Raw genomic sequence first — 14,302 nt, 5'->3', positions numbered from 1 at the left:
CGCAGGCGCGGCGGCCGCGGCCGGACGTGGTGCTGATGGACGTGCTGCTGATGGACGTGGTGCTGATGGACGTGCGGATGCCGGGCACCGACGGCATCGAGGCGACCCGGCTGCTGCTGCGCGAGGTGCCCGGGACGCGGGTGCTGGTGCTCACTACCTTCGACCTGGACGCGTACGCCTTCGACGCGCTGCGGGCCGGGGCATCCGGCTTCCTGCTGAAGAACAGCCGGCCGCAAGAGCTGCTGGGGCGATCCGCGACGTGGCCCGGGGGGAGCCGTGGTCTCCCCCCGGGTGACCCGACGGCTGCTGGACCGCTTCGCGCACCGGCTCCCCGCCGCCGAGGACGGCGGCGGGGGCGACGCGGCGCGGGCGGGCGGGCGGGCGGGCAAGGCCGTTCGAGGGGGCCGGCAGGGATTTCGCCAACCGTTCGCGAGCCGTCCTCCTGGGCGGCGAAGTGCTGTTCGGTGCGGGGCGGGACCGTCGGGCCGACCGCCTTGCCCATGACAACTCCAGGATGGACATCAGTGACCGCATCGACCCCTCGCCGTCGGCGTCGTGCTCTTTCCCGTCTGCTCGTCGCCGCGCCGCTCCTCGCCGCGGGCGTGCTGACCGGCGTACCTGCGGCGCATGCGGCCGCGGCGGACGACATCCGCGTCAACGAGGTCGTCACCACCGGTGACGTCAACGATTCGATCGAGCTGTACAACAAGGGCGCCGCCACGGTCGATGTCTCCGGCTGGATCCTCAAGGACGACGACAAGAGCCACTCCTACAAGATCGCGTCGGGGACCAAGCTGGCCCCGGGCGGGTTCCGGGCGTTCGACGTCAGCGGCACATTCGGTCTGGGCTCCGCGGACGAGGCCCGTCTCTACCTCGCCGACGGCAAGACCCTGGTCGACAGCTTCGCCTGGAGCGACCACTCCGACCCGTCCTGGTCGCGCTGCGCGGACGGCACCGGCGCCTTCAAGGACGTCGCCACGGTCACCCTGGGCAGTGCGAACGACTGCGGTACCGGCGGGGGCGGTGGCCCGACGACGCCGGTGGCGTGGCCTGGTGGCAGCAGCGTGTCGACCGCGGACGGCTCCAACGTGTTCGGCGAGGACCTCAGCGGCCTCTACCAGGAGGGCGGCGTGCTGTGGGGCGCGCAGAACAGCGGGAAGCTGTGGCGCCTGGTCCGCGACGGGTCCGGCGGCTGGAAGCCCGACACGGCGGGCGGCTGGTCCTCCGGCAGGACCTTGCGCTTCCCCGGCGGATCCGGCAGCCCCGACAGCGAGGGCGTCACCCTGGCCGGCGCGGGCTCGGCCGGCGGGGCGTTCGTCGCCAGCGAGCGCAACGGCGACGCCTCCGGCACCAGCCGGCTGTCGGTGCTCAAGTACGACGTCGGCGGCTCGGGCTCCTCACTGAGCGCGGTCAAGGAGTGGAACCTCACCTCCGACCTGCCCTCGACCGGATCCAACCTCGGCCTCGAAGGGATCACTTGGATCCCGGACGCCGCGCTGACCGGTGCCGGGTTCAAGGACTCCTCGACCGGCGCGGCCTACGACCCGGCCCGCTACGGCGCCCACAGCGGCGGCCTGTTCTTCGTCGGCGTCGAGGGGACCGGCATGATCTACGGCTACGTCCTGGCCGACTCCGGCACGTACACCCGCGTGGCGTCGTTCGGCAGCGGCATGGCCGGTGTGATGGAGCTGCAGTGGGAGCCGCAGGCTTCGCGCCTGTGGGCGGTGTGCGACGACACCTGCGACGGACAGCACCGCATCCTCAAGATCAACTCCAGCGGCGCCTTCGCCACCACCGCCGTCCACAACCGGCCCAGCGGCATGCCGAACTACAACAACGAGGGCTTCTCCCTCGCCGGCGCCGACGAGTGCGTGGCCGGGTCCAAGCCCGTCTACTGGTCCGACGACGCCAACGACGGTGGCCACGCCCTGCGGCGGGGCACCATCACCTGCTGACCCGCCGAGCAGCAGTGAGCGGCCGGCGGCGCGGAGAGCTCGCGGCCTGCGGCGCGGAGAGCGCGCGTCGAGGGGAGCGCCCGGCTGCCGAACCGCGGAAGCGGGGCGGCGGCCGGGCCGGTGGCGGGTCTGCCGGTCGGATGGCCTTGTCAGATGGCCTTGAGGGTGGCCGCGCCGAAGGACACGTCGAAGCGGTCGCACCAGATGGTGACGCTGCTGTAGTCGGCGAGGTTGACGTCGGCGGGGATCTCGTAGTTGTGGTCGCCCTTGTTGCCCTTGAGCTTGCCCACGCTGACGTGCTTGCCTTTGTCGAAGACCCTCCAGCCGGCCACGCCGTCCTTGACGGGGGCATCGGTGAGCCAGACCCGCAGGTCGGGGCCGTTGCTGGTGTCCAGGTTCTCCAGGCGCAGGGTGTGGGAGCCGTCTGCGAGCCGAACGAGCTTCACCGTGCCGGTCGTGGTGTGCTCGTGGCTGACCAACGTGCCTTGCGCCAGGGTCCGCGGGCCGACCGGCGCGGAGGACGCGACGGGGACGGGCCCGCTCGACGGCGCCGATGCCGTCGGGAGGGCCTCGCGGACGGTCTCGTCCTGCCAGAGCTTCCACGGCTGGAACCAGTACAGCCCTACGGCGAGTACCACGGCTGCCGCGGCAGCGACCCCGGCCAAGATCCTGCCGCGCCGACCTCTGCCTGTTGTCATCGATGCCTCTTCCTCACGGGTCCCGTCTGGATGCAATCCAACGCGGTGCAGGGCGCGGATGCCAGGCCGGACCGGATGACGGAATTCTTACGGCCGGGCGCCATCGCGTCCCACCGGGCCGCCCGGGCCGGCACGGTACCCACGAGGTTTCCGATCACCAGGTGTTGATCGTGCGAGAGCGGCCTCAGTTGGCCGGCGTGCCACGTTCGATGTGCCGTACGACGTGCATCTCGCCGAGCTCGACCGGGCCGTGCGCTTCCCTCGGTCGCCTGCGGGCAAGCAGCCCGGCCGTCCACGCCGAGAGCTTCGGCCTGCGCAAGTCGGGGCTCCGAGAGGCGAGTTCCCTCCCATGCCGGACATGGTCCCGGACGGCGCCGCGCTGCGGTATGCCCCTTCGGGAAGTCCGGAGCGAACCCGGCACGGTGCGACGCGCCTGCCTCCCAAGAGTGCCACCGCGAGGGAGGCGCCCCCGGGGCGCCACCACGCAGACGGCCGCCCGAGCGGAACTCCGGCGGAGCTCTAGTTGGTCGTGTGCGTGGGGTAGACCTGGACGTCGGTGTAGGCGCCCTTGATCCCGGCCGCTCCTGCGGGCCACTTCAGGCTCACCGAGTGGGTCTCGTTCGGCGGCGTCACCTGGATGTCGGTCGGGTGGGCGAGGCTCTTGCCGCTGGCGTCGATGGTGTAGGCGAGATCGAAGACAGCGGCTTCGCCGGGCTTCAGCGTGGTGACGCGCGGCTGGGCCTGCCCGCGCTCGATGGGGTTCGACGTGTGGTCGGCGTCCTTGATGTCGACGCCCGCGAAGCCCGTCGCCGAGCAGGTGGCCGAGCCCCGGTTGACCATCGTGATGTTGATCCTGCCGGAGCTCTGGTCAGGCGCGGCGTTCGTGGCGTCAATGGCCAGGTCCGCCGTCTTGCAGAACGCGGTCTTGCCACCGCTCTCCGCCCCGCTGTTCACGGCACCGGCAGACGACGAGGGACCCGTCCCTGCGCCGGGCTTGGCGCTGCCCGTCTGCGCACCCCCGGGCCCCGACCCGCTGGCCGCGGACGATCCGCCGCCCGACGTCGAAGGCGATGAGGCCGTGGACGAGGGGGCCTTGGCTGCCGGGGCCTGCGCGGAGTCCTCACCGTTGTTGCAGGCGGTGAGCGACAGAGCCGCGGCGAGGCCGACAACGGAGAGCCCGGCGGTACGGGTCAGCTTCATGATGATCCCCAGCAGGTTGTGCGGTACGAACGGTCGGAACTCTTTGTATCCCGCACCGAGTTACAGACCCTTCCGCACCATGTCTTCGTTCTGTCACGGACGGACATCGACTGCGCCAACACCGCCGACAGAGTGACGTCACGGCCCTGCGGCAGACGTTGACGGGAACCTCGGCCTGCCGAGAGCCGGACCTTCGGCGACACCCTTCAGGGCCGCGACAGCGCGGCCGCCTGCTGGCGGGCCTGCTCCAGCCAGGTCGCCCGCTGCGCGTCGGATGAGTTCACGACCGTGCGGAAGACGACGCGTCGCACGTCGTCCACCCCCACGTACGGCAGCACGCACGCCGACCAGATCCGCTCCAACGGATCGCCGAACTCACCCGTCTCGCGTTCGGCCGGGGTATCGGACGTGTTCAGGACCAGGGCCCGGCCCGCCCGCAGCAGACCGGCGGGCTCGCCCTCCGCAGTGCCCAGCTTGTAGGCGACGCCCGGCGCGAGGACCCGCTGCACCCACCCCGTCAGGACGGCCGGCGACATGCCCCACCAGTTCGGGTGGACGAAGACCAAGGCGTCCAGCTCGGCCACCTCCGCCCGGTGCAGCGCCACCTGCGGGTCGAGGGCCGCGGCGGCCGGTCCGACGGTGCCCGTCTCCTCGGCGGACAGCAAGGGGGCGAACCCCTCGGCGTACAGGTCGTGCGCCGCGACCTCCCACCCCCGTCGGCGCAACTCGTCCACCACCGCCTCGGACAACGCGTGTTCGGGTCGTGGAAGGGCGCCCACAGCAGGCTGCGGATATGGGCGATCGACGGCACCTGGGAACAGGTTCTCTCCGCACTGCTGGCCCAGGCCGACTCCGAGGACGACCTGGATTGGGTTGTCGCGGTCGATTCCACGATCGTCCGCGCCCATCAGCACGCTGCCGGGGCCCGCCAAAAGGGGCCCCGGCCGGCGAGCCGCACGATCATGCCCTCGGACGTTCCCTCGGCGGACTGACCAAGGTGGTCGCCCTCTTCAACTCGCCGTTCGTGCGCACCGGCGAGACGGCCTCCGCGAGGGTCCCGTCCGGCAAACCGGCCACCGGCCGCGCCTACACCTTCCGTACGACGACCTTCGACGGACAGCACTACGCCAACAGCTGGTCGGACACGGTGACCTTCACCGTGGACACCTCCTGGCGGCCCGGTCGTCCTCCCGAACCCTCCGACCTGTGCCGCATCCGGCACCGGACCAGCGACGGGTACACGTGCCGCGCCGAGCTCTGCCCGGAGCCGGTGGTCCCGCCCGCGCAAGCACATCCACCGGGGCTACCTCACGCCCCACGAGACCCGCTTGCGTTAGCGGCAAGACCCGGCCCTCGCAGCGTAAACCCCCGCGCTCGTCCGGAACGAGCCCACCGCCGCTACCTCCCGTGCGGTGCGCCAGACCGCCTACGTACGCCAGGTGGCCATGTGTCGCCATCTGGCCAGGTGTTGAGGACGGCGCGTCCGGGCCGTCGCGGTGCCACTGCTCGCGCTGGCGAGCGACTTCCGGCGGACGGGTGTGGACAGGAGTGGACAGCTTCCAGCGGCTGACCTTCTGGAAAGTGGACAGCGGTCCGCAGGAGTCTGTGCGGCATGAACCTCAGACGCACACAGCCGGGCCCGGCGTCGCCCGCCGCACGGCCGGGTGCCATGCTCGCGGCGCTCGCCGCGGGCCAGTTCATCATCATGGTCGCCACGTCGATCGTGAACGTGGCGCTGCCGCAGATCCGCACCGGGATGGACCTGTCGGACAGCGCTACCACCTGGGTGGTCAACGCCTACAGCCTGGGGTTCGGGGCGCTTCTGCTGGCGGGAGGGCGGGCGGCCGACCTGTTCGGCCGCCGCCGGTCACTGATCGCCGGTCTCGCCCTCTTCGCGGGCTCCTCGCTGGCGGCCGGACTGGCCACCTCATCCGGCGCGCTGATCACCGCCCGAGCCGTCCAGGGTGCCGGCGCCGCCGCGATCGCCCCGGCCGCGCTCGCCCTGACCATGGAGCATTTCCCCTCCGGCACGGGACGGGGCAGGGCGCTGGGGGTGTGGGGTGCGGTCTCCGGCGCCGGAGGAGCGTGCGGTGTCCTGCTGGGGGGCGTCCTCACGCAGGTGTGGGGCTGGAGCTGGATCTTCTACTCCGTCGCCCTCGGGACCGGGCTGGTGCTGGTCGCCGTGGCGGGCCTCGTTCCACGAACGGCCGGCCGGAAGTCCGGGCGGTTCGATCTGCTGGGCACGGCCACCGTGAGCCTCGCTCTGACCTGCCTGGTCTGGGGACTGACCACCGCACGCGACGCAGGCTGGACCGGCCCCCGTGTACTGGGCGCGTTCCTCGGCTCCGCCCTGCTGGTCGCGGCCTTCGTCGTGATCGAGCGTCGCCGGCCGAACGCGTTGGTACCGCCTCGCCTGTTCAGCATCGGCCGGGTCGCCGCGGGCAACCTGCTGATGGCGCTGCTGGGCTCCGTCTGGATCGCCCTGTTCGTCTTCCTGTCGCTCTACCAGCAGCAGGTTCTGGGAATGAACGCCCTGGCCACAGGGCTGGGCCAACTACCCTTCGCAGTGAGCAACATGCTCGGCGCCACGCTGGCACCGCAGATCTCCCGGCGGATCGGAGCCGGGACGACCGTGACGGCGGCCCTGTTCACCGAGGCCGGCGGAATGCTGTGGCTGTCCCGGCTCAGCGCCCACGGCAGCTACCTCACCGACGTCCTCGGCCCCATCAGTCTGATCGGCCTGGGCCTGGGCATCGCCTTCGTCCAGCTGACCGCCCTGTCCGTCGAAGGCGTTCCCACACAGGACGCCGGGCTCGCCGGCGGGCTGGTCAATACCACCCGCCAGGTCGGTGGAGTGCTCGGCCTTGCCGCTCTGGCCACCGTGGCCGGCTCCGTCACCGCCCACGCCTCCACCCGCCAGACCCAACTCGAAGCCCTCGCGGCCGGCTACCGCGCAGCCTTCGGCGTCTGCGCCACGATCCTCGCCGCCACAGCGATCGTCGCGCTGATCCTCACCCGGGGTGCCGGACGCCGACTGACTCCGACGGCAGCACGCAACGACGTCGAGCAGCTCGACAGTGGTCGCCGACCACGCCAGGGAGTCCTGCGGCACGCCGGTCGAGGCCGCGCACGACGACCCCGACAAAACCCTGAACGCCTCGCGGGCGAAACGGCTCACCCCGCCCAACCACCCGTGCCGGACAACTCGCCCGACACAACGACACCTGACACAACGACACAGGACTGCACGCCTCACCACACACCGCAGATCCGCGCAGAGAAGAGGAATGCCCACCATGCCCGCTGAGCAGAAGCCGTACCTGACCGGCCACTACACCCCCGTCGCCGACGAGATCACCGCCACCGGACTTACCGTCGAGGGCACCCTGCCCCCCGAGCTGACCGGCCGCCTACTGCGCAACGGCCACAACCCCAAGCCGGGCGTCACCCCGACCCACTGGTTCAAGGGCAGCGGCATGGTCCACGGCATCCGCCTGCGGGACGGGCGCGCCGAGTGGTACCGCAACCGCTGGGTGCACACTCCCGCCCTGGAGGGCGCCCCCTACCTGACCGAGAAGGGCCCCGACCTGACCGCCAGCACCGCCGGCACCCACATCATCGAGCACGCCGGACGCCTCCTCGCGCTGTGCGAGGCGAACTTCCCCTTCGAACTCACCCCTGAGCTGGAGACGGTCGGCGCCTTCGACTTCGACGGCAGGCTGCGCGGCATGATGACCGCGCATCCCAAGGAGGATCCGACCACGGGGGAGCTGCACTTCTTCGGGTCCTCGCCCTTCGCGCCCTTCCTGACGTACTACGTCTCGGATGCCAAGGGCGAGATCAGCCACAGCGCCGAGGTTCCGGGAGCGAGTGCCTCCCTCAAGCACGACTTCGCCATCACCCGCCACCACGTGGTCTTCGTCGAGGGCAGTGTCACCTTCGACCCGACCGAGCACTCCGGGATCCCCTACAGCTGGAGTGACCAGCAGCCCTCCCGCATCGGTGTCATGCCGCGGGGAGCCGACGGTGCCCACCACGTCCGTTGGTTCTCCATCGAGCCGGGCAGCATGCTGCACGTCTCCAACGCGTACGAGGACGGCCGGGGCCGCATCGTGTTGGAGGGCCCCACCGTGGACCGCGAGGGCTTCCGGCTCTCCTGGAACTGGTGGGTCGGCGCCCCCGGGCGCGGCACCGAGCCCAACACTCGCTCCTACACCCGCCGTTGGCTCATCGACATGGCCGCCGGCACCGTGAACGAGCAGATCATCGACGACCTCGCGGTGGAGTTCCCGACCCTCAACGAGGCCTACCTGGGCGCCGAGAACCGCTACCAGTACGCCGTCTCCTTCCCCGACGAGCAGGGCTTCGGCGGCTACGGCATCGTCAAGTACGACCGCACCACCGGCGCCCGCCGCATCCACCAGGCCGGCGACGCCCGGCTGCCCAGCGAGGCCGTGTTCGTGCCGGCGGCCGGTGGCACCCGCGAGGACGACGGCTACCTCCTGACCGTGGTCTCCGACCTCAAGCAGGACGCCTCGCAGCTCCTGGTCCTCGATGCCTCCGGCCTCGAGCAGATCGCCGCGGTCCACCTGCCCCGACGGGTGACCGCCGGGATCCACGGCTCCTGGGTCCCGGACACCGACCTGGACACCGGGGCCTGACCACTGTCCGATCTGTGATCGGTGGACGGCGGCATCGCGTCATCCACCGATCACCGGGGCGGCCGGGGCCTCGAGCCTGGCCCCGCACGCCTACGACTGGATCGACACGGTCCTCACCCGCCGCGCCGATGGGCGCAGCTGACGCCACACCAGTGGCGGCACCACACCCCAGAGCTGTGGCGAACGGCAATGGGCCGCGCGCCACATGTCCCTCCAAGAATCCCCCTCACCAAGGAGAACTGCCATGTCCGCTTCCGCCAACGCCCTGCTCGCCGAGCCGTGGAAGGCCCTGTGGAACAACGACCTGTCCCTGACCGACGAGATCATCGCCCCTGACTTCGTCGCGCACGCCGCCCCCATCACCGGCTCGGGCGACGACACCGTGCATGGCCGTGAGGGCCTGAACGGGTGGGTGGCGGGCATCCACAGCGTCCTGCGCGACCTCAGTTTCGAGATCACGGTCGGCCCGATCGCGACCGACGACTACCTGGTGGTCCGCTGGGCAGCCGAAGGCACCTACGCAGGAGGCTTCCCGGGCGCGTCCGAGGACGCTGTGGGCAACCGCGTCCACTTCACCGGCACCGACACCCTGCTGGTCAAGGACGGCATGCTCGCCGAGTACTGGGCCAACGCCGACAGCCTGCTGTTCGTACAGCAGCTCGGTGTCCGCGAACTGTCCTGAACACCGCGCAGCCCCTCTGCAGGCCCCGGCCCGCGCCGCACTGGCGACAGTGCGGCGCGGGCCGTGCGCGGCCCCGTACGTCCGAGGGTCCGCGAACGACCCCCACCCGAGAAGAGCACAGGCCATGACCCTCGCCAACGTGCTCCTGATCTGCCATGTCACAGCCGCCCTGGTCCTGCTCGCGAGCCTGGTCACCGACCGGATCGCACGGGCACGGCTCAGGCCGACGTCCCGGCGGCCAGAGCGCGGGCGCGGTCCGTGCAGTTCGCCCCGCCCTCGATGTGATCCTCCGTCACCCGGCCCGCCGGGCCGTGGTCCCAGGCACCCCCACCGCGGAGTGACGCCCCCGCACGCGTGCCGGGCGCACCCACACTCCGCGCCCGCCCCGGCTCCCGCAGGCAGATCCACGTGGTGCACCACTCCCCCAACCCGAGCAACAGCACCCCGCATGCTCGTCGGCCGGGCCAGCGTGATCCGCAGGCCGCCCGCTCCCGACCGGTACCGCTCCACCAGCCGCACCCGGCCCAGCACCGCCAGCGGCGACGTCCCGGGTGCGGTCAATCGAAGAACGGGCGCAGCTCCGTGCCACCGGCCGGGGCGGGGAGGTCGGCGTGGCAGCGGCGCCAAGCCGCCGCGACCCGACCGACCCGGGCCATCCGCGCGACCTCGCCCAACGGCGCCCAGTCCCGTCCCGAGACCACCGGGGTCAGGCACGCGAGCGGGGAACGACTCCCCGCACGAGCCGCGCGCACCGCCCGCCAATCCACCACAGGGCGCGCCACCGGGAGCAGCGCAACGTCCCGCGCGCACGGCTGAGTGTGTGCGGCTGAACCCTGCGTGGCCGGTCAGGCGAGGATGCACCGGCCGAGGGCCCGAAGGTTCCGTTCGTCTGGGTTCGACAGTGATGGCGATACTCACGACCGCGGAGGGTGTCCCAGTGGGAGGCTCGTCCAGTTCGTTCCTGGTGCTCTTGATGGAGGAAGTCCTGAAGACCTTTGAGGATCTGGCCACAACGCTCGCCCTGTCTGGAATCACTTTGCTCGGCATCGACGAGACAGTGACGTCATGCCCGCCCGACGCGGCCTCACAAACGACGGCTTGCGGACCGTGGGACGGTCGGGTCGACGAGGTCGTTGAGTTCGACAGCCCAGATCCCCTCCAGGCGGTCGACGAGGCATGGTGGCGACTGGCTTGCCAGTTCGACCTGTTCGGAGCTGAGGGCGAGTTCCTGCTCCTGGTCAACCTGCACGACGACCCGTATGACAGTGATTCATATTGGGCCCGTGTGCGACTGCAGGAGAAGTGGACCGTTGCCGGCTCCAACAGCAGCACCATCAATGGGCCGTCACTCGACGGGCTCATCACCATGTCACCGACGGGGACCGTCATCATCGAGGGATCGACCTATCAGGACTATATGTCGGTCCTGGCGGTGCCGAGCCCGCACCGGGCTTCTGCGATAAGGAAGTTCACCGAGTTCATGCTGCGGGAGCACAAACTCTCGGCCGATGAGGCAGAGAGCGTCGCGAGATGGCTCGCTCAGGACTGACATTCAGGGCGCTCACCGATTCTGCTGCGGCCGATATGAGTGCGTGGTCGCCCTGCACCCGCACTTTCCGGGCTCCACGTCGGCGTCAGCTTTCGGCCCTGGAGACCGGTAAGGGCCAGCCGGGGCGGTCACTGGTCCTTCCCAACGGGACGGCGTCGTTGCGGTGGTGCGGCATCGTCGGCCTGGCGGCTTCTGGGGTGGCGCTGAAGCACCAGATGTTCGGCCGTGCCGGCTTCGAACTCCTCCGGGAACTCTTCCAAGAAACCGCGGCGAGCCTGGTTGTGCTCGACGGCGGCCATCTCCCCGACCAGCTCGTTCGGCTCCTGCCGCTGATCACTCGACAGCGTGCTGACCATGTGGGCAACGCCCTCCATGACCATGACCGCGTCGTCGACCCGGTCCGCGGCGGCCGCGAGTTCATCGCGGACCTTCGGGTGCACGGCCGGCGGCCCGCTGCGGAGCGGGGCCGGTCGGCTGGTCGGACGGGGCGGATAGGTCGAAAGGCTGCTCTTCGGCGGTGCCGCGGCGAAACCACCGTCCCCCGGTTCCCCCGTGACCGGGGGACGGCAGCGCTCGGGGCGTCGGCTACGAGCCCTTGTAGGAGCCGATCGGAGTCGCGGTCCCGCAGGATGTCCCGCCCAGCTTCTGTACGGCCGAGATCTGGTCGTGGAGACCGAACCAGTCGCCCAGGTTCGACACCGAATAGCCGGGCCGAACACAGTACTTGGCGCCCCGGTAGTACGGGTCGACGTAGACGTACCAGGAGACGCTGTTGCGGTTCCACACGGAGTCGAACCGGTCGTTGTCGCCGCCGAGCACCGGCGCGGAGGCCGTGTAGGCGGTGAAAATGCCGCCGTAGTCCGCGTTGGACCAGGCACACAGGCGGTTGTCGGCGCACTGGCCCGGACTCGCCGACGCGGGTGCCTGAGCCGTCGCGAAGGCGATCAGCGCGGCGCCCACGAGAAGCGCGGCCCGCTCCCCCGTCCGGCGCCGGCGGGACTTCGTACTCCGTGAACTCGTTGCATCTGTCATGCGCGTGCTCCCACCTCGGTTGCGGATGTGGCGATGTACGGATGCGGTGCCGTTGGACCCCAGCGGGCCGGCGCCGTCACGCATCCTGCCGACGGCCGGGTTCCGCCCGCCACGGTCTTAAGCCACCGCTTAAAAGGAGCGGCCGACTCTCGCTCGCTCGCCCGTCGCTCCGAGCAGCTCACGTCCCAGGGCCGTCGTGACGTGCAGCACGGAACCGCCCCGACGGCTCGTGGTGATGAGGCCCGCGCCGCGCAGGGCCTTGGTGTGCTGACTCGCCGCAGCCGGGGTGATGCCGAGCCGCCCGGCGAGTTCCGTGGTGCCGCAGCCGTACGCGAGGAGGTGCAGCACGGCCGCCCGGGTACGGCCGAGCACGGCGCCCAGGGCTTCGTCGTCGGCCGTGCCGTTGCCGCCGTGCCACAGGGCGGAGCCGTACGCCGGGTCGGTCACCGCCGGCACGGTCAGCCGGGGCACCGACTCCTCGTCGTAGGGGTCGTACAACAGGCTGAGCTCGCGCCAGGAGAAGACCGTCGGCGCGAGGACGAGCCCCCGGCCACCCAGGTGGACATCGACCCGGCGGGGGTGGCGCACCTCCAGCACGGGTGGGCTCCAGCGCACCAGCGGCGGGCACAACGTGGCCAGCAGACCCTCCACGCCGGTCTCCAGGAACGTACGGGCGTACTGCGCGCGCACCGCTTCGAGGTGCGACCGGGCGGCCGGCCAGAACGGCCCGACGGTCACGCGGTGGCAGGCCGCCAAGGCCGTCGCCAGTTGCCGGCGGGCTTCGCCGTCGCCCTCGGCAACGGTCCGGGCCCAGGAGGAGTGGGCGGGGTCGAAGGCGACCACCTCCAGCTCCCGGCGTACGCGGGCGCGCGGAGCCCGCAGCAGGGTGTCGACGGCCTGATCGATGTCGGGCGAATCCCCGGCCAGGGTCAGCAGGTCGAGGCCGGGGCCGTGGTCCGGCACGAGCACGGTCAGTGGCTTGGCGTCCTGCGGCAATCGACCGGCCACCTGCGTACGCCAGGGCAGGAAGGGCACCGCGAGGGAGCGTCTGCTCAGCATTTCGAGGCTGTAGTAGGTCTCCGCCGCCGCCCCGATCGTGGTGGCCACGCGGGTCCGGGCGAGATCCTCCGCAGTGAAATGAATGCGTAACACCAATGGCCCCACTGATCCTGGGCTCGTACGGCGACGCGGACCGATCCGACGTCACTCGCGACCATCAGCCCGCATGGGCGGGCAGCGGTAGGAATTGTCCGGTACCCCGGGTGGGGCTTCAACGGCGTTTCCGGACCTTTTACGCACGGGCCGGCGATCCATCCCGCGCGGCTGTGCTTCTGCCGGGAGCGGACCGCACCCGGGTGTGATCCCGGGAGCGGCCACACCCCGCCGCGACGCTCGATTTACTCCGTGGCACCGGACCCCCGGCCCGGCTCCCCGGCTCCCCGGCTTAGCCCTGCGCCAGCTCTGCCACGGGCTGCCACTTCTCCCACACCGCGAGACGCTGCTCGTAGTCCGCCTTGGCGATGCCCAGCGGCGCCGCACCGAAGAAGCAGCGCAGCGGCGGCTCGTCGGCGTCGACGATCTTCATCACGGCCGCGGCCGACGCGGTCGGATCGCCCGGCGTGCCGACGCGCTTGCGGCGCTGCTCCTGCACCGCCTTGTGGAAGTCTGCGTAGGCGGGCAACGGCTCGGACGCGCTCGACGAGGAACCCGCCCAGTCCGTGGCGAACCCACCGGGCTCGATGAGCGTGACCTTGATGCCGAACGGCGCCACTTCCTGGGCCAGCGCCTGGCTCATGCCCTCGAGCGCCCACTTCGACGCGTGGTAGATCCCGACCAGCGGGAAGGCGCTGATGCCTCCGATGGACGAGACCTGGAGAATGTGGCCGCTGCCCTGCTCGCGCAGCAACGGCAGGGCCGCCTGCGTGATCCACAGGGCGCCGAGCAGGTTGGTCTCCAGTTGCGCGCGCGCCTCGGCCTCGGTGAGTTCCTCGATCATGCCGAAGTGGCCGTAACCGGCGTTGTTGACCACCACGTCGAGGCGCCCGAACCGCTCGTGCGCCTGCTGCACGGCGGCGAAGCCGGCGTCACGGTCCGTCACGTCGAGACGCAGGGGCAGGAGTCGCTCTCCGAACTTCTCGCGGAGGTCGCCCAGCGTGGAGAGGTCGCGCGCGGTCGCGGCCACCGAATCACCGCGTTCGAGGGCGGCGACGGCCCACTCCCTGCCGAAGCCGCGCGAGGCACCGGTGATGAACCAGATCTTCTGCGTCATGGTGTGCTCCTCAAGGGAATTCGTCGTTCGTACGGTCAGCACGACGAGGTGTCTCCCCCAGGCAACACCCTCGAGTGGACTCGAAGGCAAGTTCACCACTCCCGCCCCCGAAGACCGCCCACCGCGAGGCACGCCGGGAGGCACCTGGGAGGCACCCCCGGGCCCGGGGCTTCTTCAGCGGGTCACGGGTGTGCCGTGCGCCCCGTAGGGAAGTTTCTTGTGTAGGTCGGCGTCGAGAAAGAAGGCCATGAGAACC

General features: G+C 70.9%; 14 protein-coding genes and 1 pseudogene. 7 read left to right on the top strand and 8 right to left on the bottom strand.

Features of this window, described 5'->3' with window-relative positions; genetic code table 11:
- Positions 1 to 35 precede the first annotated feature (35 nt).
- Together ACIBEA_RS16235 and ACIBEA_RS16230 are read left to right on the top strand one after the other, a co-directional pair.
- Positions 36 to 185: pseudogene (locus ACIBEA_RS16235) on the top strand (response regulator); the annotation flags it as partial.
- 339 nt (positions 186 to 524) lie between these two features.
- Entirely contained in the window at positions 525 to 1,955 is a 1,431-nt protein-coding gene (locus tag ACIBEA_RS16230) for a lamin tail domain-containing protein (RefSeq protein WP_399261452.1), read from the top strand.
- Between the two features lie 149 nt (positions 1,956 to 2,104).
- Here the strand turns inward: ACIBEA_RS16230 and ACIBEA_RS16225 are convergent, their stop codons facing one another.
- The 3 genes from ACIBEA_RS16225 to ACIBEA_RS16215 all read right to left on the bottom strand — a co-directional run bounded on the left by ACIBEA_RS16225 (position 2,105) and on the right by ACIBEA_RS16215 (position 4,602).
- Positions 2,105 to 2,653, bottom strand: a complete 549-nt coding sequence (locus ACIBEA_RS16225; protein WP_399261269.1) for a DM13 domain-containing protein — start codon at positions 2,651 to 2,653, stop codon at positions 2,105 to 2,107.
- A gap of 519 nt (positions 2,654 to 3,172) precedes the next feature.
- Complete coding sequence (locus ACIBEA_RS16220; RefSeq protein ID WP_399261267.1) at positions 3,173 to 3,853, bottom strand: DUF4232 domain-containing protein; 681 nt, start codon at positions 3,851 to 3,853, stop codon at positions 3,173 to 3,175.
- Between the two features lie 206 nt (positions 3,854 to 4,059).
- Positions 4,060 to 4,602, bottom strand: coding sequence for an NAD(P)H-dependent oxidoreductase (locus tag ACIBEA_RS16215; protein ID WP_399261265.1), 543 nt, complete (start codon positions 4,600 to 4,602; stop codon positions 4,060 to 4,062).
- A gap of 3 nt (positions 4,603 to 4,605) precedes the next feature.
- On the opposite strand from ACIBEA_RS16215, the gene ACIBEA_RS16210 reads away from it, so the two are divergent.
- From ACIBEA_RS16210 to ACIBEA_RS16195, 4 genes are all read left to right on the top strand, one after another.
- Entirely contained in the window at positions 4,606 to 4,845 is a 240-nt protein-coding gene (locus tag ACIBEA_RS16210) for a hypothetical protein (protein ID WP_399261263.1), read from the top strand.
- Positions 4,846 to 5,465: 620 nt separating this feature from the next.
- A complete protein-coding gene (locus tag ACIBEA_RS16205) occupies positions 5,466 to 7,160 on the top strand; it encodes an MFS transporter (protein ID WP_399261261.1) in 1,695 nt (564 codons plus the stop codon).
- Positions 7,150 to 8,514 carry a carotenoid oxygenase family protein gene (locus ACIBEA_RS16200; RefSeq protein ID WP_399261259.1) on the top strand — a complete coding sequence of 455 codons (1,365 nt, stop codon included), beginning with the start codon at positions 7,150 to 7,152 and terminating at the stop codon, positions 8,512 to 8,514. The genes ACIBEA_RS16205 and ACIBEA_RS16200 overlap by 11 nt, the downstream gene beginning before the upstream one ends.
- 244 nt (positions 8,515 to 8,758) lie before the next feature.
- Positions 8,759 to 9,196, top strand: coding sequence for an ester cyclase (locus tag ACIBEA_RS16195; protein WP_399261256.1), 438 nt, complete (start codon positions 8,759 to 8,761; stop codon positions 9,194 to 9,196).
- Between the two features lie 557 nt (positions 9,197 to 9,753).
- On the opposite strand, the gene ACIBEA_RS16190 is transcribed toward ACIBEA_RS16195, so the two are convergent.
- Entirely contained in the window at positions 9,754 to 9,948 is a 195-nt protein-coding gene (locus ACIBEA_RS16190) for a hypothetical protein (RefSeq protein WP_399261254.1), read from the bottom strand.
- Positions 9,949 to 10,169: 221 nt separating this feature from the next.
- Between ACIBEA_RS16190 and ACIBEA_RS16185 the strand changes: the two genes are divergently transcribed.
- Positions 10,170 to 10,745: a hypothetical protein gene (locus tag ACIBEA_RS16185; RefSeq protein WP_399261252.1), complete on the top strand. Its 576-nt coding sequence runs from the start codon at positions 10,170 to 10,172 to the stop codon at positions 10,743 to 10,745.
- A gap of 128 nt (positions 10,746 to 10,873) precedes the next feature.
- On the opposite strand, the gene ACIBEA_RS16180 is transcribed toward ACIBEA_RS16185, so the two are convergent.
- The 4 genes from ACIBEA_RS16180 to ACIBEA_RS16165 all read right to left on the bottom strand — a co-directional run bounded on the left by ACIBEA_RS16180 (position 10,874) and on the right by ACIBEA_RS16165 (position 14,046).
- The gene (locus ACIBEA_RS16180) at positions 10,874 to 11,185 is read right to left on the bottom strand and encodes a hypothetical protein (RefSeq protein ID WP_399261250.1); all 312 of its coding nucleotides are present in this window, start codon (positions 11,183 to 11,185) and stop codon (positions 10,874 to 10,876) included.
- Between the two features lie 145 nt (positions 11,186 to 11,330).
- Positions 11,331 to 11,777, bottom strand: a complete 447-nt coding sequence (locus ACIBEA_RS16175; protein ID WP_399261248.1) for a peptidase inhibitor family I36 protein — start codon at positions 11,775 to 11,777, stop codon at positions 11,331 to 11,333.
- Between the two features lie 129 nt (positions 11,778 to 11,906).
- Positions 11,907 to 12,884, bottom strand: a complete 978-nt coding sequence (locus tag ACIBEA_RS16170) for an ArsR/SmtB family transcription factor (protein ID WP_399261245.1) — start codon at positions 12,882 to 12,884, stop codon at positions 11,907 to 11,909.
- Positions 12,885 to 13,221: 337 nt separating this feature from the next.
- Positions 13,222 to 14,046: an SDR family oxidoreductase gene (locus tag ACIBEA_RS16165; RefSeq protein ID WP_399261243.1), complete on the bottom strand. Its 825-nt coding sequence runs from the start codon at positions 14,044 to 14,046 to the stop codon at positions 13,222 to 13,224.
- Positions 14,047 to 14,302 lie beyond the last annotated feature (256 nt).

The sequence above is a fragment of the Streptomyces sp. NPDC051555 genome (assembly GCF_044454405.1).
Classification (GTDB): domain Bacteria; phylum Actinomycetota; class Actinomycetes; order Streptomycetales; family Streptomycetaceae; genus Streptomyces.
Note: the sequence above shows the minus strand (reverse complement) of the source record. Positions and strands in the feature narration are given on the sequence as shown.

Bases quoted from the DNA above. Each gene is read 5' to 3' on its own strand.
- ACIBEA_RS16225 (WP_399261269.1), bottom strand. From the start codon at position 2,653: ATGACAACAGGCAGAGGTCGGCGCGGCAGGATCTTGGCCGGGGTCGCT.
- ACIBEA_RS16220 (WP_399261267.1), bottom strand. From the start codon at position 3,853: ATGAAGCTGACCCGTACCGCCGGGCTCTCCGTTGTCGGCCTCGCCGCG.
- ACIBEA_RS16205 (WP_399261261.1), top strand. From the start codon at position 5,466: ATGAACCTCAGACGCACACAGCCGGGCCCGGCGTCGCCCGCCGCACGG.
- ACIBEA_RS16200 (WP_399261259.1), top strand. From the start codon at position 7,150: ATGCCCGCTGAGCAGAAGCCGTACCTGACCGGCCACTACACCCCCGTC.
- ACIBEA_RS16195 (WP_399261256.1), top strand. From the start codon at position 8,759: ATGTCCGCTTCCGCCAACGCCCTGCTCGCCGAGCCGTGGAAGGCCCTG.
- ACIBEA_RS16185 (WP_399261252.1), top strand. From the start codon at position 10,170: ATGGAGGAAGTCCTGAAGACCTTTGAGGATCTGGCCACAACGCTCGCC.
- ACIBEA_RS16175 (WP_399261248.1), bottom strand. From the start codon at position 11,777: ATGACAGATGCAACGAGTTCACGGAGTACGAAGTCCCGCCGGCGCCGG.
- ACIBEA_RS16165 (WP_399261243.1), bottom strand. From the start codon at position 14,046: ATGACGCAGAAGATCTGGTTCATCACCGGTGCCTCGCGCGGCTTCGGC.